The organism is Paenilisteria riparia FSL S10-1204 (assembly GCF_000525995.1).
GTDB lineage: Bacteria > Bacillota > Bacilli > Lactobacillales > Listeriaceae > Listeria_A > Listeria_A riparia.
The window spans coordinates 31,417-54,825 of record NZ_AODL01000033.1 but is presented as its reverse complement, the minus strand read 5'-3'; the positions used below and the strand labels follow the sequence as shown (position 1 = coordinate 54,825).

Below are 23,409 nucleotides of genomic sequence, written 5' to 3'. Positions count from 1 at the left end.
GGTAGGATAGCTAATAAACTGGATAGTAGAACAATCCATAATGGCGGATGTAAATTGGTAAGCCGATAATAACTATATGCTGGTGAAATTAAATGGACATAGGCAATATACAATGCCAATATATATATGACGATGCCAAAAACAACTGTGATTCTACCCACTCTTAACTGCATGACTCCCACCAAAAGCTACTCTTTAACATAGTTATAATAATAATTCGAGTCATGCTTTTTCTTCCTTATCTTATTTCTAATGACGCCAATAATATCAATATTTTGCATTTTACATGTATCGATGCATGTTTTTAGCTGATTTTTCGTTGTTTTTCCATTCTCTACTATAATAATCGTGCTATCACAAACGCTTCCGATAATTTTACTATCCGCTAACCCACTTGGAGGGGCATCTACGAAAATGAAATCATAATCACCTCGATGCGTGTCGATAAAAGTTTTAAAACGGGCTTTACTTAGTAGTTCGGTAGGATTGTATGGCAATGGGCCGCTTGTTACAACATCTAAATTTTCAACAACGCGTTGAATAATCTCTTTTTCATCCATCAGCTCATTTAGAAAATCGGTAAGCCCCGTAAAATTCTGAAGTTGAAATGGCTTATGAATTGTTGGTAGACGTAAATCACTATCGATAACCAATACTTTTTTATCATTTTTGGCCATGAAATAAGCCAGATTGACAATGGCACTTGATTTCCCTTCGCCTTGCCTACAAGATGTCACCATAATTACTTTTAGATTTCGCCTATTCGCTAGATATTGAACACTAGTACGAATATTACGAATCTGTTCAGGTATAACACCTTTTTCTTTTTGAATTAATTGTCTTTCAGCATATTGCTTTTTTATTACCATTTCTCAATCTCCCCTAAAATAGGAATATTGGTTATCTCTTCAATGTCTTCATTTTCTCTAATCGTATTATTGCTGAATAGAATTACAACCATAATAATCAGACCACCCACCAAGCCAATAAATAGCCCCATCAACAAGCTCATTTTTATATTTGGTGAAACTGGAATCGCTGCTTCTTCTACCGTTGCTTTGGATAAAGTTTTAATAGTATCGCCTTCAAGCAACACCCCGACCTCTGCTTCCATTACTTTAATCACCGTATTTACAACTTTGGTGGCTTCTTCTGGTGTTGTTGCTATATAAGATATGGATATGATTTGCGATTCATTTTCATTTTTTATATTTAAATTGGCGACTATTGTTTGGAAACTTTCTCTGATATCTAATTTCATTTTTACTTGATCGATAATTTTATGACTTTTTTAAAATGCCTGAATACGTACTAATTAAGCGATTATTCGTGTTGGCGTCTAGTCGGAAATCTTCTGTTTCTAATTTTTGTGGCTTAACGAAGATGTCTGCCGTTGCCTGATATTTTGGAGTAGCCACTTGTGTTGCCCATAAAGCCGCGCCTCCAATGCCAAATATTGCCGCTAAGACAAGAATCCAAAGATACTGCTTCATTCGCTTAGCAACTATGCGCAAGTCTATCATTTTTTCCATATTACTAACCTAACCTTCTCTTTCAAGTCATGATACTTACTTTTTTTAGTGCATGCATATTTCCTAGATTTATGGTGCTAACTTTGGCGTCGACTTGCTGTACAATACCTTTTGTATCAAAAATGAGCTTATTTCGCATTTGTGCAGTATGTTTAGCGGAAATTTGTTTGAATTCCGAATGATCAGTGAGTACTAATAGTAAATCAGTATTTGTTAAAGCCTTGTTGATGTCTTTTTCTTACAAAGTCTAAAGAGACATGTGGATCAAATGCCACTACGTCATATGTTTGTTGCTTTTGCAGAGCTTGGTAAATTGTCATCGCGGGGCTTTCACGAGTATCGTCACTGTTTCCTTTGTATGCTAGACCAAAAATGGTTATCTTCCTACCGCCTATATGAGTCATGATTTGTTCTACTTTAGTCAAAATATATACTGGCATCGATTCGTTAACGCTTCTTGCTTCTTTGATTAGCTGTGTCGCAAATGGCGCCGTGGCTACAATAAAGTTCGGATCTATAGCTAAGCAATGCCCGCCAACGCCTGGACCTGGTTGATGAATATTGACACGTGGGTGGTGATTCGCAAGTTCAATGACTCTTAGCGCATCAATTTCTAATGTCTCGCCAACCTTCACTAGTTCATTAGCCAGTGCTATATTAACATCACGGAATGTATTTTCCATCAGTTTAGCTAATTCTGCGGTTGCCACGTCCGTGGGTATTAAGCGACCTTTGACGAATATTTGATACAATTTAATGCCGGCTTCTGTACAGTTCGGAGTAACCCCACCGATAATTCTGTCGTTATGCACTAATTCGTGAATAATTCGCCCTGGCAAAACACGTTCTGGACAATGCAATAGATGTACATTTTCACCTACTTGCAAACCTACTGATTCTATTAATGGCAAAATTTCAGATTCAGTTGTTTTAGGTGCAACGGTTGATTCAATGACCACTGTGTTATTTGCTCTTAGACAAGGTAAAATACTTTCAACCGCCTGCATCACATAAGTCAAATCACATGATTTCCACAAGTCCTCTTTACTTGGCGTTGGTACTGTAATGATGAACACATCAGCTAGCTCTATTTGGGTAGTTGCAGTAAAGTTTCCTTGCCTTACTGCTTTTTCAAGCTCCTCTTGTAAAAATGGTTCTTCTATGCCCGATTCTGCGTTATTTAACCTTTTTATGACAGATGGATTCACGTCAACACCAATTACTTGCTGCCCTGCATTGGCGAACATGACCGCTGTAGGTAAACCGATATAACCCAAACCAATCACTGCTATTTTCAATTTTCTCACCTTCTTCAATCAAGCTGGATAGCTACTGTTTTTTTGTCCGTATTAATTACCTAAGGCATAGGTGTTAAAAATAATAATGGAAAGTCTAGCCTGAGATAGAACCAGTACGCATTCATACTGATAGATTTTTGTCTCAGGCTGTCGTTTCACTAAATACACGTTTATTTCGTTGTTACCTTCACGTCTTTCTGGTCGATAATATTACCGCGTGCATCCAGAGCAATTAAAACTACTTTTTCAGTGGTATTCTTAATTGTTCCATGTGCATAAAAGGAAATTTTCCCAGCTTCTACTGTTCCTCCGTTGTAAACTGTGTCGCCTACTTTTAATCTCACTCGGCTAACATTTCCTGTGTAAGTTCCTTCTAAATACTTGCTTTGACCTAGCACGTACTCACTAGCAACAACTGTGCCGTTACCATCTAGGTTTTTCACGGCAACTACTTTGCTATCTACTTCATGTCCTACGGAATTATATGCTTTAATTGTTACTTTGTTATATGAGCTACGAATCTTATCTCTGGCGTAGAATTGGAATGTTCCATTTTCTACTGTTCCTCCTGCGTACTCAACTTCGGTTCCATTGTCATCTTCCACAACTAGTCGAACGCGTCTCACATCATCTGTAAAGCTACCTGTAACATAGCTATCTTGATACAACACAAATTCGTTTGGTGCTACACTACCTGTATGCAATGGTCTTACTTTGACATTTTGTTGATCAATTTTGTTTCCACGTCTATCGTAAGCCACTAGAATAACTTTAGCTGTTGTTGTTCTGATTTTGTCCATCGCGTAGAAAGAGATATGGCCATTTGCTAATGATCCGCCAGCATATTCTGCTCCATCGACTTGCAAGCGAATTCTTGAGACGTTACCGCTAACAGTTCCTTCAATGTGTCTACTTTGGCCAAGGATATAATCATCTGTCGTGATTGATCCTGCTCCATCTCCATTAATTAGTAAGACGGCTTTGCTGTCTACTTTTTTACCGGCTGTATTGTAAGCTTCTACTGTTACTTTATCGTAGGAATTGTGGATTTTCCCTGTTGCATTGAATTGGAATGTGCCGTTCGTGCTGACTGTTCCACCTGTGTATTCGCTACCTTTATCACCTTCTACAACAAGTTTAATATGTTTCACATCGCCAGTGAACGTACCACTTACATAAGTGTCTTTGTAAACTTCAAAAGCTCTTGGGGTAATGGTTCCTGTTACTGGTTCTTGACTGGCAATCACTTTAATTGTGCGCTTAGCTGTTACTTCTTCATTTGCTGAGTCTTTAACACTGTATGTTAGTTCATATTCACCGACTTTTGATGTGTCTACTGTTCCTGTTACTTTGATTTGAGATGTTAGGTCACCATCTTCTGCATCGGTAGCTGTAACGCCTTCTAAGGCATTAAATGATGTTCCAACAGTGATTGTTTTATTGCTTATTCCTTTAATTTCTGGAGCAGTATTTTGTGTACCGAAAACAAGTTGTTTGCCTAATTCACTGCGATTAGTTGCCATGCGCTGTGTTAAATGAATTGTATTAATATTCGCCTTGTTTGCATTACCTGTTGTATTTAATTTAAATGAGTAGTTAGCGCCTGGCAAAATTGTTTTACCGTCATAGACACCAGCAAGGTCAATGACAGCCATATTTCCAGCCTGTGAAACTGCCCCTGCATGATTGTCCCCAGCTGATAGTCTTTCAGTTGTATTCAATGCTACATAGAATTTAGGTAGCTTAACCGTGTTGAATCCTGCTTCTACTGCTTTTAGAACCGGGTTCGTTTCTTTATTCACCGCTTTGTTACGCAAGTTTACTGTGTAAGATGAATTAGTCGTTGCTGTTACCGTCACTTCTACATCTTGGTTTGCGTAAACAATTTTTTGATCAGGTAGTTTTTCTGCGCCAGCTAAACCAGTTTTAATTGCTTTTGTTAGTTCGTCACGCTTTGTTGATCCCGCGCTCACTTTGTCTTGAGATTGCATCCATGAAATCATGCCGCCAAGATTTTTTTCTTGTACATATTTCGCTTTTTCTGTCACGGAACGTATATTCTCGAATGTGAAAAATTGTCCTGTTATGTCGCTGTATAAATACGGTGCTTTTGCTACACCATCCCAATATTCCGTCAAACCTGGAACACTTGCTTTTAATTTATCAATGTTGCGATATGCCCAAGTCCCTGAAGCTCTTCCGAAATCACCGATAACCATGTCAATTTCATTCGATGTTCCCCATGTTGGTGTTCGGTCTGCGTCTGCAAAATCTTTTGTTGCTTGCTGGAATAGACCTGGATTAAGTGGATCTGATCCTTTAGCAACAGTATTCCATCCACGGGAGTAGAAGGCTGCTCCGATAACAATTTTTTCTGGGGCTGCTCCTTGTGATGTTAAATAAGCAACCGTTTGGTCCACAGAAAGTCCGTCTGAAAAGGATGGATCGCTTGGATTGCCGTACAATGCAGAGTGATGACCCGTTTGTCCTTCCCATGCGCCATGCATGTCGTATGTCATGATATTGGCAAAGTCTACAACATCAAATAATGCTTTAACGTCAATTCCTTCATCTAGTTTTGACTTTGGTGCTGGTAGTGCTACTGTTAGTTCATATGTTTTTTTGATTTCTGTTCCTTGTTTATCAAGTGCTGTACGCAATTCTTGTAATAGTGTAATGTAATTTTGCTTATCTTCTGGTCGTGAATTCGGTGTACCTTCGTCGTTTTTGTTATCTACAAGGTCTGCTTCCCGAACGGATGCCGGATACTCCCAGTCAACATCCACGAAGTCCATGTTTGTCATTTTGACGAATTTCACTGTGTTGGATACAAAATTGGCACGCTTCGCTGGGTCTGCTGCGACCGTTGAGAAGTCTCCTGATTTTGACCAACCACCAAGTGATACTCCAATTTTCATGTTAGGATTTTCTGCTCGAAGGGATTGCAAAGCATTTAGAATACCAGCGCTAGGGCCTCCCCACGTTACGTCTGTCTCACCAACCGGAGCGCTCACAGCTGCATCTGTATCCGTAAAAATAAAGTTCCCATTACTATCAAAATCTAAAAATGCAAAGTTTAAATGTGTTAATTGATCTGCTGGGATATCTTTAGGATAAAAGTTTCCCTGACCTCCCCAAATTGACCAGTCTCCGTAATACATAACATTTCTGTATTTAGATGCTGTCGTGCTCTTCTCTACTGCGCTTACTTGTTGTGGTTGCGGCATATAAAATACACCAGCTAATGCAATAAGAAATGCTTGTAAAATTAAAACTGTACTCATTGCTAGTTTGATTGAACGGTTTTTCACAATTTTTCCCTCTTTTCAATAGTATTTAGTATGTGTTATTGGGACAAGCCCAGAATACCAATTATTCAAGATCTATTTTCCATGCCGCTTCCATTTTTTCTTCTGGTTGATATACGACATTGATGCTTTTAATTTTTTCTGGGATTACAAAATAAGCGCTGCCCGTTAATGTTTTATGCGGTGCAATAACATCGCCAAAATTGACTTTTGTGCCATCGATTCGGTATGTTTCACTGTCATCAGCTTCTATCCTAAAGTCATTGGCACCAAATCCCTTATCTGTGGAAGAATGATTGGTTAGACTAAATTGCAATTCGAGGTGTTTCTTTTTCTTAATGATTTTCTGTTTGATATGGTCTACAGTCATTTCGGTTTCTCCGACATTTTTAGTTAACTTAACATCTTGATGTTTAGCAGTGCCTTCGTTCACTACTTTGGTGCTATCTTTTTGTTTATCGTTCGCTCCTTCTTCTGGAGTCGGATCGCACGCAACGAGAGCAAAGATAGCGAGCATAGACATTGCACAAAGTATCAGTTTTTTCATGTATTCTCCTTTCAGCGATTTGGAAAATAGGGATTCTTCAGATTCAAGACTGGCTAAAGCAGAAAGCTATTTAACCAGCCTTGTATACTATCGCTTTACTTCATTGCCTTTGTTTCGTTAAATAACATCGGTGCATAACGGTCAACGAACTCCCAATTGTATGCTTTTCCGCTTTTATCTTTTCCGGCATCCCAATTGACTGACCATGTCATAAGACCTTTGATTGGTTGTCCATCTTTTTCTAACTGATCCAACGCTGCTTTGACATCAAGTGGTTTAATCACGTATCCTGTCGCTGCTGCATCGTTATTTGCTGGAATTCCTAAGACAAGTTTGTCGGCTGGGATTTGTAAGAATCCTCTTGTTCCTTTGGAGAAAGAGTCTGCCATGTAGTATAAGAATTTAGCTTTTAAGTCGTCGTTTAATTGGGTAAGCCATAAGTTTAGTTCATCTACCCAGAGACCATCGCCGCCTTGATTGTATAGTTGCGGATTAATCCAATCATAGTAACCATTTAGGCCTTTAATATACGCTTCATACGCTGCACCTGGTTTCAAATATGGGAACTCTGGAGCCATTGTAATTAAGAAATTCTTATTTTGAGCTCTGTAGTAATTCTTAACTTCACGGAGAGCTTCTGGAATGACTTGTTGATTTTCTCCAGCAGTGATTGCGGATTGCTCAAGGTCGATGTCAAGTCCATCAAATCCATATACATCAACCATACGGATAATTTCTGCTACAAAAGCGTCTTTATCCGATTGCTTCAATTCGATATGAGCGTCTGCTCCACCAAGTGCCATGATGACTGCTCTGCCTTCTTTGTTTAGCTCACCTATTTGGGCACGAAATTCTTTATCTGTCATGTTATATGGCGCAAAAGTCGGTATTCCGCCGCCATCCGCTGATTTCATGAAAGAGACGTCAATAACATTGTATCCTTTGCGAATCTCTGTTAAATCCATCGCAGCTGACGACCCTTGTTTATATCCATCGCTTTTTCCTGCCGGCCAGTTGTGCCAATATCCAACTAATACTTTGCCTTTTGGATTAACCATTTCGGCTGCTGGGTCTGCTGCGACTATCTCTTGAACAGTAATTTTGCGTGTAACTCTGGTTTCTTCATTAGCAGAGTCTTTAACAGCATACGTTAACTCATAGATGCCTGCTTTTGCAGTATCAACATTCCCTGTCACTCGGATGGAGGCTGTCAAATCGCCATCTTCTTTATCCGTTGCACTTACACCTTCTAATGGATTGAAAACTGTACCTTTATTGATTGTTTTGTCAGTAGCACCTGTAATTGTTGGCGCAGTGTTCACCTGGCCTTCGACAATATTCACAACTTGTTCTGTAATTTTATTGCCGCGTCGATCCAAGCCTATTAGCGTTACTTTATCTGTCATATTTCTAATTTTATCGAGTGCATAAAATGTCGCTTTTCCATCAGCAACAGTTCCGCCGGTATATTCTTGGTTGTTTACTTTCAGGCGAACTCTGGAAACATTTCCTTGATAAGTTGCTTCTACATTTCGACTTTGCCCTAAAGCAAATTCATTCGTAACTAAGCTCCCCGTACCATCGGCATTTTTAATTGAAATTTCCTTGCTGTCTACTTCTCGGCCCACTGCGTTATATGCTTTGAGCGTCACTTTATCAAATGAATTACGAATTTTATCTTTGGCATAGAATTGGAATACTCCATTACTTACTGTTCCGCCAAGGTGTTCTATGCTACTTTCACCTTCAACTACTAACTTGATGCTTCTAACTTCACCGGTAAAAGTGCCTTGTACGTAACTGTCTGTGTACAGTTCAAATTCATTTACTTCGATTGCTCCACCAAGTTCTGTTACTTTAACTGTTTGTTCAGTAATCTTGTTGCCACGCTTGTCATAACCTATTAGTACTACTGCTTCTGACGTGCTTTTAATTTTATCGAGTGCGTAAAAAACGATTTTACCCTCAGATACAGTTCCACCCGAATATTCTGTAGTACCGACTTTGAGGCGAACTCTTGCTACGTTGCCCTCATATGTTCCCTCTACATGTCTGCTTTGTCGTAATACAAAATCATCAACGGTTATACTGCCTGTCCCATCTGCATTTTTGATAGTTAATACTTTGCTATCTACTTCTTGACCTGCAGTGTTATACGCTTTTACAGTAACTTTATCGTGGGTGTTGCGAATTTTATCGCGGGCATAAAATTGGAATACGCCTCCACTCACTGTCCCACCACTGTACTCACCACTGTTCTCGCCTTCAACAAATACTTTAATACGCTTCACATCGCCTACAAAAGTCCCTCTTATGTAGCTATCTGTGTATAATTCGAATTCGTTAGGTGTTATTGTAGGTGCTACCAATTGATTGGCTACTGCGCTTGGACTTATTACCGCAGAGGCGTTTACGATTAAAGAAACTGGTGTTGTTGTAGCGATTCCTGCTACTAGTGTCATGGCGAGCGTTCTAGTTAGTTTATTGCCCTTTTTTGTAGATTGCTTATTGCTTTTCATGCTTGTCCTCCTTTTTAACCTTGCTATATTTTTCACAAAATAAATTAATAACCTAAACCATACTTCTTTCATTTTGTGTAAGCCTGTTGATTTTCATTATAGAGAGTTTCTTTATGAACTCAATATTTTTTCGCAATTTGGTCAAAATTACGCATCGTTTGGGACAGAGCTTGTTTTTCTGTGACAAGAACTGCTTTCTCAAACACAAAAAAACCTCGTAAAATTACGAGGCTTCAAAAGTATTATTTAGTCTAAATTCGGTGCACTGTCTTCCTGTTTTTCCACTCGCGACTTACGAATAAAATAAATCGCAGTGACTAGAGCAAACCAAGCTGGCGTTACGAACAAAGCTACGCGTGTATCTTCTGCTAGCGCCAAAACAACAAGGATGAATGCCAAAAACAGAAGAATTAAGTAGTTAGAAATTGGGTACAGTGGCATTTTGAATTTGGTTTTTTGCTGCAAGTTCTGGACGTGTTTTGCGGTATTTCAGATGGCAGATAACTGTAATTCCCCAGATGAAAATGAAGCAGACCGTGGAAATACTAGTAATCAGTGTGAATACTCCTTCTGGCATAACGTAGTTTAGAATAACCGCGATTAAGATAACGATTGTTGAGAAGAACAATGCGTTAGATGGTACTTTATGCGATGTTAATTTTGTCATTGGATATGGGGCGTTCTTTTCTTTAGCTAGTGAATACACCATACGACTTGTACTGAAAACGGCACTATTACATGCTGATGCAGCTGAGGTCAGTACGACAAAGTTAACAATTCCAGCTGCAGCTGCGATTCCGAGCGCAGAAAACACTTGCACGAACGGGCTTTTCGCTGGGTTAATGTCATTCCATGGATAAATACTCATAATCACGAGTAAAGCACCAATATAGAAAATGATAATCCGAATTGGAATATTATTAATTGCTTTTGGAATAACTTTCTCAGGATCTTTCGTTTCACCAGCCATCAAGCCCACGAGCTCAATGCCAACGAAAGCAAAAACAACCATTTGGAAAGAAAGTACGAAGCCTGAAGCTCCGTTCGGAAACCATCCGCCGTGGCTCCAAAGGTTTGTAAAACTTGATGCACCAGCGTCTGTTGAAAATCCTTTGATTATCATAAAAGTACCACCAATAATAAGCGCCAAAATCGCGATAACTTTAATTAAGGCAAACCAAAACTCCATTTCACCGAAAAGTTTAACAGTTGCAAGGTTCATAACAAGTAGAATAACGAGAGCAATAAGACCAGGCACCCACTGTGCAACGCTTGGAAACCAAAACTGGGTATATAACCCAACCGCTGTTAAATCCGCCATCGCGATAGAAATCCAGCAGAACCAATAAGTCCAACCAGTAACAAACGCGGCGCCATTTCCTAAATAATCAAATACAAAATCGACGAATGAGTGGTAATTTAAATTTGATAGCAGTAATTCTCCAAGTGCGCGCATAATCAAGAAACAAATAATACCAGTAATTGTGTAGGCAAAAAGAATCGATGGCCCAGCTAAATGAATCGATTTCCCTGAACCGAGAAACAGACCCGTTCCGATTGCGCCCCCAATGGCAATCAACTGTACGTGACGATTCTTCAAACCTCTTTCTAATGTCTGTCCTTCTGACATATGTATTTCCCCCTTATTTGTTGTCGTGGTTAACAAGAACCAGTCGAGTCAAACCACCAATCTTTGTGAAACAATGTCTATAACCATCATACCGTAAAACTAGTGCAAATACCATCATTTTTAAATTCACAATGTAACCGCTATCATATTTTAATTGTACCACACGCACTAACTTCATACCAAATAAGAACGCTTATAATTTAGAAAGTATTTCAATGGCATTGATAGATAATAGCTTATACAAGTTTTAAATTTCAATATATCATTCACAGAATATATAGGTATATTTACATTCTGAAAAAGTTTGTGATTTTATATATATTTCGCCGCGTGTAATTATATTCTTTTTTGTATGCGATTACATTTTTTGCGTAAATTTCACAATCTTTCAGATGCTATACCTCTGTGCAGGTTTAAGTCATATCAATCTCTGGCTCACCTGTACATCACGCATAAACATATGTAAAAATGCACTTGTTCCATCATTCAGAAAGCGCTTTAATTAAAGAACAGGTTGCGCGACTTGAAATATTGGTTCGGGAGGAATTTCAATGGAAAGTACAACAGCTTTAGAACATAAAGGCATTTCTAAATGGCGGCAAAGAATTGGTTATGGTTCAGCAGATTTAGCATGTAATTTAATTTGGCAAATGATAACGCTTTATTTAATGTATTTTTATACAGATATTTTTGGGCTAGCGGCGGTGCAAGTTAGTGTTTTATTTCTCGTAACTCGTGTCGTTGACGGTGTTGCTGATGTTTTAATGGGGATTTTGATTGATAAAACGAATACTAAATGGGGAAAATCAAGACCGTACTTCTTGCTGGGAGCGATTCCTTTCGGGTTGTTAGCGATTTTGGCATTTTACGTTCCTGATATTGGGCCTGCGGGCAAGCTGATTTATGCTTATATTACATATTTAGGCTTATCTCTTGCTTATACAATGGTGAATATTCCAATGGCCTCGATTTTGCCTAGCTTAACAAGTGATACGAATGAAAGAACGATTTTGGCAACGGTTCGAATGATTTTCTCCTTTGTTGGAGCAACGATTGTTAGTGTTATGACATTGCCGTTAGTCGGCTGGCTCGGCGGCGATTCGAAAGCACAAGGATTTTTCTGGACGATGGTGATTTTTGCAGTGGTTGGAACGTTGTTATTCTTCTTTACTTTCCGCAATGTCGAGGAAAAAGTGAAGATGAAGCAGGAGAAAGTGACGGTAAAACAGACTTTTTCAGCGCTGAAAGGTAACAAGCCATGGTATATTTTTGCGGTAAATATTTTATTTATGTGGGGTTCATTCTTTTTTATGCAAGGTTCATTGATTTATTACTATACGTACAATGTTGGAAGACCTGATTTGGCGGCAGTTGTGGCGGGTATTGGCTCGCTCGTTCCGATGGTTGGTACGGTCATTACACCAGTGATCTCTGGGCGGATGTTGAAACGGACTGTGTTTATGATTGCCAGTACTGTGAATTTGCTTGGTTTTGCTATTATGATTTGGGCAAATGTGAATGTAACGGGATTACTTATTGGGGCTGTAATTGCCGCACTGGGACATGGGCTTAGGCAGAGTATTTATTTCTCCATGCAAGCTGATCCAGTAGATTATGGTGAATGGAAGTCTGGCGTTAGTGCTGCTGGGATTCTTTCAGCAATCAATGGTTTTATCGGAAAAGTAGCAATGGCTGTTGCAGGTGCGATTTCTGGGATTGTTTTAACTTGGGGACATTATGCTGCAAATCAGACACAGACAACAAATGCGCTACTCGCCATAAAATTGAATTATCTCGTGATTCCAGCTATTTTAGTCGTACTTTCCATGATTATTATGTCGTTTTATAAGTTGGATAAATTATACCCAGCAATCCGCAAAGAGCTCGACGCGCGGTTATTGGAAGATTAGAAAGAGGTTTTTAATGTGAATATACAAGTGAACGAGGATGTTATTATTAAAAAAAATATAGCATTTCTAAAAAAGGCCGAACAATTGCGCAAGCCGTTGCTACATAAGAATGTTGCGGCAAAAAGTATCGTGGAAGTTGAGGCTGATGCGTCTATGATTCACGGTTGGAAAATGCGCCAAATTGCGCCGATTCAAGATTTAGAGAATTATGTGCTTGGACAAGGTGATAGCATTACGATTGATTTTGGTGAACATGTTGTTGGTTTTCCGAGTCTTTCCATTTTACCAATTGGAAGTCCTCCCGATGCGCCACTTTATTTAAAACTTACTTTTGGCGAAATGCCCGTCGAGATTGCTGAGCCGTTTGCTAGTTATGATGGCTGGTTGAGTAAATCTTGGCTTCAAGAAGCGCATTATCATGTGGATGTATTGCCACATACGCTTGATATGGCGCGCCGTTACAGCTTTCGTTATTTGAAAATAGAAGTTATTGATTCATCACCAAAATACAAAGTAGTGCTACAACATGTTAAAATAAAGATGATAAGTTCCGCGAATACACATAACCTAAAAGAGCGCCCCAATACGAGTGATTTTTTTCAGAAACTAGATGATGTTAGCGTGAAAACATTGCATGATTGTATGCAGGATGTGTTTGAAGATGGACCGAAGCGAGACCGACGTTTATGGTTAGGTGATTTATACTTGCAAGCGCAAACAAACTATGAGACTTTTCAAAATCAAGATTTAGTGAAGCGTTGTTTGTATTTGTTCGCCGGTTTAACAGATGCGAATGGGCGAGTGGCAGCAAATCTATTCATTGAGCCTGAGCCAATTCCTGACGATACGTATTTAGCTGACTACGCGCTCTATTTCATGACGACGCTGCACGATTATTATCATGCGACTGGCGATATCGACACATTAACAGAATTATGGCCGGTCGCCTTAGATCAAATTCGATTTGCAGAAACATTGCTAGATGAACGCTATTTAGCAGTAGAGCAGCCATATTGGTGGGCTTTTATAGATTGGAACGACAAACTAGAAAAACAAGTGCCTATCCAAGGCCTCATCATCTTCACGTTAAAACAAGCAATTAGTCTCGCAAAAATCCTTCATTCAGAAAGCACAAAAAAACTAACAGCACTACTTGAAAACACTACCAAAGCCGCACAAAAACATCTTTGGGATTCCGAGCAAAAAATATTTGTTAGTAGTTCCAGCCGGCAGATTTCATGGCATGGCCAAATTTGGATGGTATTAGCAGGTATCTTACCAAGTAATGAAGCGGAAGCATTGCTAAAACGAACACAAGATTTGGCGCCAGAAATCGGTCTAACAACACCATTTGCCCATCATTTTCTCGTAGAAGCTTGGTTAAAAGTAGGCAATAAAGAAGCCGCCAAACAAGTGCTAGTCGGGTATTGGGGGGATATGCTACATCAAGGCGCCGACACATTTTGGGAACTTTTTAAACCGAACGATTTATCATTCTCACCGTATGGAAGCCACCTTATCAACTCCTATTGTCACGCATGGAGCTGCACGCCAGCCTATTTTATCCGAAAATATAACTTATGAAAGGAGCGCGTTAGCTATGGATTTTGAAGAGTTAGATCAGTTTTTACGAATGCACGATACCATTGAAAAACAACAACGAATTAGCCATCAAAACATTAATGATATTAAAGTGCATAAACAACAAGACAAAGTTATCATGCCTGACGCGCCCTTTTTTAGCCAAAATGATATTTTCATTAATAAACATCATCGGTTTGCAGAAATGCCTACACATACGCATCAATTTATTGAGCTAAATTACATTTATTCTGGTACTTCAAAACAGATTATTAATGGCAAAGAATATATATTCACACAAGGACAATTCTGCCTTTTCGATCAAAATACAAGTCATAGTATAGCCGAAATGGGCGAAAACGATATTTTACTAAACATTATTTTCCGCAGTGAAACCGTCAAAACAACATTTATCAAAACATTGGAAAGCAATAAAAGCATCGTGTCTGATTTCCTGCTTTCCGCAGCGCTCTCCAGTAGCACGAAAGATCATTTTATCCGCTTTGATGCACAAAATAACAATCATCTGCAACTCGTAATGAAACTTATCTTCATCGAATTTTTCGATCCAAAAGATTACTCAAATGAGATGATAAATCATTATTTAGCGGTTATTTTTATGGAATTGGCTCGAGTTTTTCATGAAAACAAAGAATATCAAATACGTACTTCGGAAAACGCAACTTTATTTCCGATGCTCGAATACATAGAAGATAATTACAAAACGCTAACACTTGCTGAGATGGCCACACATTTTGGCTTCAATAAAAATTATTTAAGTAATAAACTACGTAAAGAAACTGGTAAAACATTAACAGATTTAATTAGCCAACAAAAACTCCATCACGCGACACATTTACTACTTTATACAGACAAAAAATTAGAAGACATCGCCGAAGAAGCCGGATATGGCTCACCCAGCTTCTTCTTCAAACAATTCAAACATCATTACCACATGACTCCAAAGCAATTCCGTGAACAAAACCGCTAGTTTCCATGCCGTATTTTTCCAAATTCGATAAATACTTAATAAGCAACGACTTCCTAGCTGATGAATGCAAACCTCAATCTTGCAACTCTTAATAATTCACGATATGCATCCGCGCGAAGTTTCAATCCAATCTCCCAGAGACAAACATCAGGCAATACCTTTATAAAACAAAAAGAGACGAAGTTCCTTCAACAGATACTCCGCCCTTTCTTTACTCATGAGATGTACTCTGAGATGTACCTGTGGGATGAGGTACTCCTTTATTCTATCGGATTTTCATATTCGTGTCTGTAGATAATTCGTGAACATTTGTATGATTTTTCCTATATAGAAGCGCTTCCTTAGGAAAGTAAGAGCAAATACATGAAAGACGCTTCAGAAAGCGTTCTCATTCCATGATTTCATCTTTATTATTTCATCTTTTATCCACAGCATTTATTCCATACATCGCTTATACTTTACTTAGCGTTTCAGTTATTGCTAATTCCCCATATTACTTAACTGTTATGTTAGGGAACCATTTCTGCTTCAGTTCGGGCTGCAGCGATGGTTTCTTATCTTTGTTTAGAGGGTACTTACTACTGAACAAGAGCCAAAAGGAGATAGTTAAATGGAAAATACTCTTATTAACCGGAAACAAGGCTATATACTCATTTTGATTACAATACTCGTAGGCCTGTCTTACCAATTACTACCTTATGTTTTTTTAAATGTTGCTGTGCTAGAAATTGTTGGCATGTATTTCAATGTTGTCATTATGTTTATCGTACTTTTACTACTACTGAAAAATGAATTCTTGGATTGGTTTAAGCACTTTAGCTTTAAATGGTTGCTAATTGGGATTCCATTCTTATTTATAGTAGGTTTATTGGTTGGAAGACTCTGGTCAATTATGGCTGGCGGACACACAGGAAATAGTGTTGAAAATGTTCTGAGTTGGAGCTACGTTATTAAGCATATCCCTTTCATGCTAATGGGTGAGGAATTGCTGTCTATTGCCGTCCTTTACGCCGCATGGAAAAAGCTTGGCTGGAAGTTCTGGCAAGCGACACTCCTCTGCTCTGTTTTATTCGCAGTTTGGCATTTGCCTGCGTATGATTATAACTTACTGCAATGTTTATTTACGATTATCCCTAGCCGTTTGATATTGAATTATCTATTTAAGAAAAGTAATTCAGTTTGGGTGACATGGTTAGTACACATGTCTTTTGATATAATTTCTTTTTTACCAATATTATTACGATAAAAACATACTAAGATAAGTAGTTAAGATCATGGCCGCGGTCTTAACTACTTAATCTAAGTATGTTTTTTCGTTTATGCAAAAAATATGCTATCGCTCATAAACCGAATCTAACAAATTGTATAGTTTTTGAAACCTCTTGTATAGGGTTTTCTTTTTTACTTCGTCTTGCTACACTAGTTATATCTTGGCCTATTCCTTTGCGAGCTTTGACTTATCTATACACCCAGCCAGAGTAAGTATTAGTAACAGCTTTCGCATAACATGCTGGGGCCTTTGAATTATAGACTGTCCCTTTATAAGTATAACCATTTGCTTTATACGTAGTACTCAGTGAACTATATTGTATCTGTGATGTATAGTTGACAGTTACATATAATTTAGTAGCCGCTGCCGCCTCTACTTTTTGTTCATTGACTACTCCCGATGCACCAACAAACCCTACAGCCAGAACTGCCACCATCATCATACTCGCTAGAATCTTTTTCATTTCTCATCCACTCCTTTTTTAAGATTAGACTATATTATACCATGTAAACGTTATCATTTGTATGTCTATTTTGTTAACAATTACCTGTTATTATATAGAATTTAGAACCATTTTGTGGACTTTTTTCACTTTATCAGATAAACAATACCCACTAACGACTTCCGCAACAAAATGCGTTTCATCATTGCTTTAAAAGCAACTCATTTTTATGATATACTAAACAATGCAAACGAGTTTATGGTGGTTGGCAGCCTTCTTTATATGAAAGTAGGTGGTGCCATGTTATTGATGGTTTCTCCTGGAAAAGACTAAGCATGACTGTTTTCGAAAGTCTTACAATTATAATCGCTTTTGCGGCACTAATTGTGGCGATTATGAACAGTAAAAATGACAAAAAATAAAATCCACCCATAAGCTTGACGGCTAGGCGGATTTTAAAAAATTCACATATGGCTGTCACCATCTTAAATGGTGTTTGCACTAGGAAGTCATGTTAGCGCATGGCTTCCTTTTCTATTTCATTATAGCACTTTTTGAAAATATCGTCAAAACACAATCATTCATATCGTTGGAATCCAAAACTTGATAAAAATCACGTTTTCCTTTCATTTCCAAACTCGCGCCAAAAACTCCTCACTATCTGGATCTGATCCTTTCCGTGCATCTTTGTTCAGCGAATCAATCTCAGCCATATCGCTAGCTGCTAAATCAAAGTCAAACAAATCAATGTTCGCGCGAATTCGTTCTGGTGTCACGGATTTTGGAATGATGACTGAGCCGTTATTTAAATGCCAACGCAAAATGACTTGGGGAATCGTAACGTTGTATTTTTCGGCTATGCTTTGTAGCGTTTGATTTGTTAGTAATTCGCCGCCTTGTGCGAGTGGTGACCATGCTTCGTGGACAATGTCTTGGCTTTCAAGATATTTTTTTAACGGTTTTTGTGACAGTAAGGGATGGATTTCGATCTGGTCGATAACTGGTTTTTCGTTTGCGGTTGTGAAGAGATTTTCTAGGTGATGTTTGTGGAAGTTGCTGACACCGATGGATTTGATAAGTCCTTCATTGTGCAGCCGTTCCATTGCGCGCCAGCTGTCTTTATATGCAAGCACCGGCCAGTGAATTAAATATAAATCGAGATAGTCTAGTTGCAATTTCTTAAGCGTCGTATCGAATGCTCGCAAGGTTTCGTCATAACCATGATCTGCATTCCAAAGCTTTGAGGTGATTGTTAGTGCTTCCCTCGCAATGCCAGCTTCTCGAATCGCTTGACCGACATATTCCTCATTTTCGTATACTTTCGCTGTATCAATTGCGCGGTAGCCCGACTCAATCGCAACTTGAATCGCCTCTATCGCTTCCTTTTCATCCCGCATTTTCCATACGCCAAGCCCAACCAGTGGAATTTCTTGTCCATTATGAAACTTCTTCGTATCTGTAACTTTTAAATCCATTCTCCAAAACCCCTTTCTAATCTGTAGTCACTACTAGTATATGACTTTTTTGCCATTTATTAAACAAAAAAAGATTGAAGAGCCTTTTTGTGGCCTCCAATCATTATTCTAGTTTCGCTTGCGTAATTTCTTTCGTATTGTCATGACTAACGTAACAATGATTCCAGATAGAAAGAAAACATAGCTTACTGGGATTAAATAAAAGCCAGGCTCGTGTACAAAACCTTCCGCATCTATTTCAACTGGAACGAACGGGGCAATCACAAGACATAACACACCCATGAAAATCAAAATCGGACCGAACCATTGACTCCATTTTTTTATCATCGCTATCACCTCACTTATTATTTGTTTTTATTATACCATAAAAACATTGTTTTGGGGCATATTTTTATCGTTTATCAATAAATTTAGCATCAAAAAACAGGAGAGCCGTCTTCTCTCCTGTTTTTCGCGTCTTATTTTAGTTAACTAAATCCCATGGGCCCCATTGATCTGCACCTGGAACATCGCCTTTTGTCCACCATTTCGCTTTATACGTATGACCGTTATAAGTTACTTGGTCACCTTGAGTATAGGTAGCGTCAGCACTCCAAGTTCCTGAGCCTGGTGGTGTTACGGTTCCTGCTTTTGTTGTTACGGAAAGCGCCGTACTCGCCGTTGAAACATTACCAGCTGCGTCATATGCTTTCACTGTGTATGTGTAGGCTGTAGAAGCTGTTAAACCTGTGTCTGTATAGCTTGTTCCAGATACAGTCGCAACTTCTGTGCCATTACGATACACTTTGTAACCTGCTACGCCAACGTTGTCCGTAGACGCGCTCCAGCTTAGTGGAACTGCTACGTCTGTTACGTTTGCTGCTACTGTTGCTAGGTTTGTCGGAGCTGTTGGTGCTACTGTATCGCTAGGATCAGGAACCACCGCGCCTCCGCCAAAGACAACTTGTTTGCCTAATTCAGTACCTGTTTTAGACATGCGTTGTGTTAGTGATATATTCGCGATATTGTTTACATTTACGGATGCTAAGTTCGATTTCAAGCGGAATGTGTAAGTTGCGCCTTGTGGAATTTGTTGTGCATCATAAACAGACGCTAAATCGACAACAGTATATCCATTGGCTGTACTTACTGTTCCTGCTTTATAATCCCCTGCTGTCAATGTTTCACCAGCTTTTACAGGGATATAGAACTTCGGTAATTTCACTGTTTCAGCAGCAAATTCAACCGCTTGTAAAACTTCATTGGTTTCGTTCGCTGTTTCTTTGTTTTTCACTGTGATTTCATAACCAACGCCGTTTTCGCTGTAAGGAGCTACAGTTGCTTCTACGTTTAAGTTGGCATACGTGATTGTGTTAGCGGCTAGCGCGCCAGCACCGAATAAGCCTTGTTTAATCGCTTTTGTTAATTCGTCACGTTTTGTGGATGTTGTTGCTTTGTCTTGGGATTGCATCCACGAAATCATACCGCCAAGATTGTTGTCCTTCACGTACTGTGCTTTGTAACCGATAGAACGCACATTGTCGTAAGTGTAGAACTCACCCGTAGTTTTGCTGTACAGGTATGGCGCTTTTGCCACGTCATCCCAATATTCAACAAGTGTTGGGGATTTTGCTTTCAAAGCGTCGATACTCTTGTATGCCCATACGCCGCCTGCACGTCCACCGTCACCAGTAGCTAACGGCTTCTCGTTTGGAGCGCCATATGTTGCGGATAAATCTGCGTCTTTGTTATTTTTTGTTGCTGGTTGGAAAAGTCCTGGTTGGGTGGTACTTGGGCCCGCATCAACCTTGTTCCAGCCACGTGTATAGAATGCTGCACCGATTACGATTTTTTCAGACGCTGCACCTTGGCTCTTCAAGTATTTCACCGTTTGATCGACAGAAAAACCGTCATTGTAGTTCGGATCATCTGGATTCCCATAGAGCGCTGTATGATGCGCACTGTTCGGTGTCCAAGCGCCATTCATATCGTATGTCATGATATTCGCAAAATCGACTACATTGAAAAGTTTCGCTACGTCCACACCGTTTGCCAATGTGTTTTGAGAAGCCGGTAGCGCTACTGAAAGTTCGTATTTCTTCTTCACGTCAACGCCTTGTTTATCAAGCGCCGTACGCAAATCTTGAAGAAGCGTAATATAATTTTGCTTATCGGCTGGAGTTGCATTCGGTGTTCCTTCATCGTTCTTGTTATCCACTAAGTCAGCGGCGCGAACAGATGCAGGATACTCCCAGTCTAAATCAACAAAATCCATATTAGTATATTTAATAAATTTCATCACATTGTTTACAAAATTAGCTCTTGCCGTTGCGTTTGCCGCTACCGCAGAGAAGTCACCTGATTTAGACCAACCCCCGATGGATACACCAACTTTTAAATTCGGATTGGCTGCTTTTAAATCTTGTAACGCATTTAAAATACCAGCATTAGCTCCGCCCCATTGAACACCGTCTTGCCCAACTGGTGCGCCAACTGCTGCATCTTTGTCCGTGAATTTCAAGTTTCCGTTACTATCGAAATCAAGAAACGCAAAGTTAAGATGTGTCAACTGATCTGCTGGTATATCTTTCGGATAAAACTGACCTTCCCCGCCCCAAATGGACCAATCTCCATAGTACATAACATTTCTATATTGTGGTGTACTGGCGGCCTTAGCCTTCACAGAAGAATTCCCTATACTACCTAGAACTGATGACGCAAATAACGAAACGACTAACAACAAAACGGAAACAACACTTACTACCCTCTTTGTTACCTTTTTCATTTCTTCACCTCTTTTATTTTTTCGCGTTCTTCGTAACTGGTGTACCTTCTTACTCTGTGACTTGTATTTTGCTAAATTCCATCTACAATTAGCGCCAGAATTCGGGCTTCTTCCATGCTTCCCCCTTTTTCACATTACTGAATTCTGAACACTAAACAGTATTGCAAGTATCATGCCAACAAAGAAAGCGCTGACAACAGCATTTATAATAGCATTATCATTACACACAGCAATTACACGCAATGGTTTTATTTTACACACATTACATTATAGTGTTATTTAAAGTTAAATCTTTCTTAATATAGATTATATAATATTTATAATTAACTGGTCTGGAGCCAAATAAATCTAATAATACAATCGTTAGAAAAAGTTTATTAAAATACGCAATAAATCGGCCCATTTTAATATACATTATTGTCACCTACACTTTGAATTCTAATTGTATAAAAAGAAGCAGCAGAAACAAACAGCCTATACCTGTGCTTGAGGTAACCGCGTCAACACTCGGTCCAATTGCCCTTAGAAGGATACTTCCATAGCTATACATCATACCTTAAAAAAAAAGCCAGGCACAATCGCCCAGCTTTGGTTTCTTATTTTGATTTAGCTTTCTTGTTGTCCATTTTGCTCTTAATGAAGGAAAAGATCATTGGCAAGATGGAAACGAAGATGATTCCTAGTACAACGAGCGAGAAGTTCTCTTTAACAATCGGAATATTCCCGAAGAAATAACCCGCTAATGTACAAAGTAATACCCAGACCGTCGCGCCTAAAACGTTGTAATTCAAGAAATAGCGGTAATTCATACGGCTAGCACCAGCTACAAATGGTGCAAATGTGCGGATGAAAGGCATGAATCTAGCGATAAAAATGGTTTTTCCACCGTGTTTGTTGAAAAATGCTTCGGCTTTATCCATTTTCTCTTGATTAATCACTTTGCCAAGCCAGCTATCAGGTGGAATGGAGGTTCCAATCTTCTTACCGATGTGGTAGTTGACTGTATCACCAATAACTGCAGCGACCCATAGTACAATAAGTAATATAAAAATATTCAAGTCTGAACCAGGTAATACTGCCAATGCTCCCGCTGCAAATAGCAAAGAATCTCCCGGCAAGAACGGAAATATAACAAGTCCCGTTTCAATAAATACAATTAAGAAAATAATGACATACGTCCAAATGCCAAATGTATTGATAATTTCTACAAGGTGCTGATCAATATGAATAATAAAGCTAATCAGCGCTTTAATAATCTCCACGAATCTATCACGTCCTATATTTTAGTCAGAGCTAGCTTTTATTGTACCATATTTCTTGCTCATTCTATATCATACCACAGGCGTATTTACATAAACTTAACATTTGAAAGATTAATGATATTAAATGCGTAACATTCTGAATAAACTTTTATTTAATTTTTGTTTACTTTTATACGTGTATTGATATATAATCTAATGAAAGGATTCCAGAAAATGTTACTTTTTCTGACATCGCATTACATAGCTCATTACTTCATTTTTGAATATTATAAATATTGAGGGGTTGAAAAATGATGCGTAAAATGAAAAAAGTTAGTATTGTTGCGTTGGTGGCGTTGATGGTATTGGGGACGAGTACACTTGTGCTTGGTGCAAGTGCTGTGTTATGGGGCGGTGAAAGTGACAAAGCTCGGATTTCTGAGGTGCTTGATTGGGCGGATCAGAAAATTGGTCAACTGAATCAATCGAAGCAAGATAACACCCAGAAAATCAATGACTTAACGAATCAAATCACTCAGCTAAAAGGCCAATTAACTGATAAAGATAATCAAATTACTGTAAAACAACAAGAAGTGAATGCCAAAATAGGAGAACTGCAAAGCAAACAAAGTGAAGTGAATCAAAAAAATACAGATATTAGTGCTTTAAACACGCAAATTGGGCAAATAAATGGCTCGATTACACAATTAAACAACACTATCAATCAGTTGAAATCAGAAAGAGATCAGTATAAAGCACAAGTAGATGCTTTGAATACGCAGATTACACAACTAAGCACGGCAAAAAATGAATCTGACGAGAAGCTAATAAAAGCTCGTCAAGACATGAAAGAACTACGCGATAAGGCGGATACACTCTATAATAAATATCAATAATATAA

General features: G+C 38.8%; 17 protein-coding genes and 3 pseudogenes. 6 read left to right on the top strand and 14 right to left on the bottom strand.

Annotation, left to right across the window (positions count from 1 at the left end; translation table 11 throughout):
* Positions 1-188: 188 nt before the first annotated feature.
* From PRIP_RS14475 to PRIP_RS14440, 9 genes and pseudogenes are all read right to left on the bottom strand, one after another.
* Positions 189-869: a CpsD/CapB family tyrosine-protein kinase gene (locus PRIP_RS14475; protein WP_036102019.1), complete on the bottom strand. Its 681-nt coding sequence runs from the start codon at positions 867-869 to the stop codon at positions 189-191.
* A complete protein-coding gene (locus tag PRIP_RS14470) occupies positions 863-1,261 on the bottom strand; it encodes a YveK family protein (protein ID WP_036102017.1) in 399 nt (132 codons plus the stop codon). The genes PRIP_RS14475 and PRIP_RS14470 overlap by 7 nt, the downstream gene beginning before the upstream one ends.
* Positions 1,262-1,280: 19 nt before the next feature.
* Positions 1,281-1,532: a Wzz/FepE/Etk N-terminal domain-containing protein gene (locus PRIP_RS14465; protein ID WP_036102015.1), complete on the bottom strand. Its 252-nt coding sequence runs from the start codon at positions 1,530-1,532 to the stop codon at positions 1,281-1,283.
* A gap of 22 nt (positions 1,533-1,554) precedes the next feature.
* A pseudogene (locus PRIP_RS14460) lies at positions 1,555-2,830 on the bottom strand (nucleotide sugar dehydrogenase).
* Between the two features lie 170 nt (positions 2,831-3,000).
* Positions 3,001-6,114, bottom strand: a complete 3,114-nt coding sequence (locus tag PRIP_RS18315) for an immunoglobulin-like domain-containing protein (protein ID WP_077913036.1) — start codon at positions 6,112-6,114, stop codon at positions 3,001-3,003.
* Positions 6,115-6,202: 88 nt separating this feature from the next.
* A complete protein-coding gene (locus PRIP_RS14450) occupies positions 6,203-6,685 on the bottom strand; it encodes a DUF4352 domain-containing protein (RefSeq protein WP_036102013.1) in 483 nt (160 codons plus the stop codon).
* 95 nt (positions 6,686-6,780) lie between these two features.
* Positions 6,781-7,743, bottom strand: a complete 963-nt coding sequence (locus tag PRIP_RS17830; protein WP_036102071.1) for a chitinase — start codon at positions 7,741-7,743, stop codon at positions 6,781-6,783.
* 45 nt (positions 7,744-7,788) lie between these two features.
* A pseudogene (locus PRIP_RS18130) lies at positions 7,789-9,147 on the bottom strand (immunoglobulin-like domain-containing protein); the annotation flags it as partial.
* A 303-nt stretch (positions 9,148-9,450) separates the two neighbouring features.
* Positions 9,451-10,834, bottom strand: a pseudogene (locus tag PRIP_RS14440) (amino acid permease).
* A 551-nt stretch (positions 10,835-11,385) separates the two neighbouring features.
* On the opposite strand from PRIP_RS14440, the gene PRIP_RS14435 reads away from it, so the two are divergent.
* The 4 genes from PRIP_RS14435 (at position 11,386) to PRIP_RS14420 (ending at position 16,562) form a co-directional block, all read left to right on the top strand.
* Positions 11,386-12,744 carry a glycoside-pentoside-hexuronide (GPH):cation symporter gene (locus PRIP_RS14435; protein ID WP_052008960.1) on the top strand — a complete coding sequence of 453 codons (1,359 nt, stop codon included), beginning with the start codon at positions 11,386-11,388 and terminating at the stop codon, positions 12,742-12,744.
* 15 nt (positions 12,745-12,759) lie between these two features.
* The gene (locus PRIP_RS14430; RefSeq protein WP_052008959.1) at positions 12,760-14,328 is read left to right on the top strand and encodes an alpha-L-rhamnosidase-related protein; all 1,569 of its coding nucleotides are present in this window, start codon (positions 12,760-12,762) and stop codon (positions 14,326-14,328) included.
* Between the two features lie 16 nt (positions 14,329-14,344).
* Positions 14,345-15,316: an AraC family transcriptional regulator gene (locus PRIP_RS14425; protein ID WP_036102011.1), complete on the top strand. Its 972-nt coding sequence runs from the start codon at positions 14,345-14,347 to the stop codon at positions 15,314-15,316.
* 610 nt (positions 15,317-15,926) lie between these two features.
* Entirely contained in the window at positions 15,927-16,562 is a 636-nt protein-coding gene (locus PRIP_RS14420) for a CPBP family intramembrane glutamic endopeptidase (protein ID WP_036102009.1), read from the top strand.
* A gap of 211 nt (positions 16,563-16,773) precedes the next feature.
* Here the strand turns inward: PRIP_RS14420 and PRIP_RS14415 are convergent, their stop codons facing one another.
* Positions 16,774-17,049, bottom strand: coding sequence for a hypothetical protein (locus tag PRIP_RS14415; RefSeq protein ID WP_036102007.1), 276 nt, complete (start codon positions 17,047-17,049; stop codon positions 16,774-16,776).
* Between the two features lie 314 nt (positions 17,050-17,363).
* On the opposite strand from PRIP_RS14415, the gene PRIP_RS18310 reads away from it, so the two are divergent.
* Entirely contained in the window at positions 17,364-17,450 is an 87-nt protein-coding gene (locus tag PRIP_RS18310) for a putative holin-like toxin (RefSeq protein ID WP_420912130.1), read from the top strand.
* A 204-nt stretch (positions 17,451-17,654) separates the two neighbouring features.
* Here the strand turns inward: PRIP_RS18310 and PRIP_RS14410 are convergent, their stop codons facing one another.
* The 4 genes from PRIP_RS14410 to PRIP_RS14395 form a co-directional block, all read right to left on the bottom strand.
* Positions 17,655-18,503 carry an aldo/keto reductase gene (locus tag PRIP_RS14410; protein WP_036102005.1) on the bottom strand — a complete coding sequence of 283 codons (849 nt, stop codon included), beginning with the start codon at positions 18,501-18,503 and terminating at the stop codon, positions 17,655-17,657.
* A 108-nt stretch (positions 18,504-18,611) separates the two neighbouring features.
* Positions 18,612-18,830 (bottom strand): DUF3955 domain-containing protein, encoded by a 219-nt coding sequence (locus tag PRIP_RS14405; protein ID WP_036102004.1) that lies wholly within the window; start codon positions 18,828-18,830, stop codon positions 18,612-18,614.
* A gap of 136 nt (positions 18,831-18,966) precedes the next feature.
* On the bottom strand, positions 18,967-21,267 hold the full coding sequence (locus PRIP_RS14400) for a glycosyl hydrolase family 18 protein (RefSeq protein ID WP_036102002.1): 2,301 nt from the start codon (positions 21,265-21,267) through the stop codon (positions 18,967-18,969).
* A gap of 596 nt (positions 21,268-21,863) precedes the next feature.
* On the bottom strand, positions 21,864-22,529 hold the full coding sequence (locus tag PRIP_RS14395) for a DedA family protein (RefSeq protein WP_036102000.1): 666 nt from the start codon (positions 22,527-22,529) through the stop codon (positions 21,864-21,866).
* Positions 22,530-22,819: 290 nt separating this feature from the next.
* On the opposite strand from PRIP_RS14395, the gene PRIP_RS14390 reads away from it, so the two are divergent.
* Positions 22,820-23,404, top strand: coding sequence for a hypothetical protein (locus tag PRIP_RS14390; protein WP_036101998.1), 585 nt, complete (start codon positions 22,820-22,822; stop codon positions 23,402-23,404).
* The last annotated feature ends 5 nt before the right edge of the window (positions 23,405-23,409 follow it).

Excerpts from the sequence above, each read along its gene's own strand:
- PRIP_RS14475 (WP_036102019.1), bottom strand. The coding sequence starts at position 869 with ATGGTAATAAAAAAGCAATATGCTGAAAGACAATTAATTCAAAAAGAA.
- PRIP_RS17830 (WP_036102071.1), bottom strand. The coding sequence starts at position 7,743 with ATGGTTAATCCAAAAGGCAAAGTATTAGTTGGATATTGGCACAACTGG.
- PRIP_RS14465 (WP_036102015.1), bottom strand. The coding sequence starts at position 1,532 with ATGGAAAAAATGATAGACTTGCGCATAGTTGCTAAGCGAATGAAGCAG.
- PRIP_RS14470 (WP_036102017.1), bottom strand. The coding sequence starts at position 1,261 with ATGAAATTAGATATCAGAGAAAGTTTCCAAACAATAGTCGCCAATTTA.
- PRIP_RS14410 (WP_036102005.1), bottom strand. The coding sequence starts at position 18,503 with ATGGATTTAAAAGTTACAGATACGAAGAAGTTTCATAATGGACAAGAA.
- PRIP_RS14390 (WP_036101998.1), top strand. The coding sequence starts at position 22,820 with ATGATGCGTAAAATGAAAAAAGTTAGTATTGTTGCGTTGGTGGCGTTG.
- PRIP_RS14435 (WP_052008960.1), top strand. The coding sequence starts at position 11,386 with ATGGAAAGTACAACAGCTTTAGAACATAAAGGCATTTCTAAATGGCGG.
- PRIP_RS14415 (WP_036102007.1), bottom strand. The coding sequence starts at position 17,049 with ATGAAAAAGATTCTAGCGAGTATGATGATGGTGGCAGTTCTGGCTGTA.
- PRIP_RS14450 (WP_036102013.1), bottom strand. The coding sequence starts at position 6,685 with ATGAAAAAACTGATACTTTGTGCAATGTCTATGCTCGCTATCTTTGCT.
- PRIP_RS14420 (WP_036102009.1), top strand. The coding sequence starts at position 15,927 with ATGGAAAATACTCTTATTAACCGGAAACAAGGCTATATACTCATTTTG.
- PRIP_RS18310 (WP_420912130.1), top strand. The coding sequence starts at position 17,364 with ATGACTGTTTTCGAAAGTCTTACAATTATAATCGCTTTTGCGGCACTA.
- PRIP_RS18315 (WP_077913036.1), bottom strand. The coding sequence starts at position 6,114 with ATGAGTACAGTTTTAATTTTACAAGCATTTCTTATTGCATTAGCTGGT.
- PRIP_RS14405 (WP_036102004.1), bottom strand. The coding sequence starts at position 18,830 with ATGATAAAAAAATGGAGTCAATGGTTCGGTCCGATTTTGATTTTCATG.
- PRIP_RS14425 (WP_036102011.1), top strand. The coding sequence starts at position 14,345 with ATGGATTTTGAAGAGTTAGATCAGTTTTTACGAATGCACGATACCATT.
- PRIP_RS14400 (WP_036102002.1), bottom strand. The coding sequence starts at position 21,267 with ATGAAAAAGGTAACAAAGAGGGTAGTAAGTGTTGTTTCCGTTTTGTTG.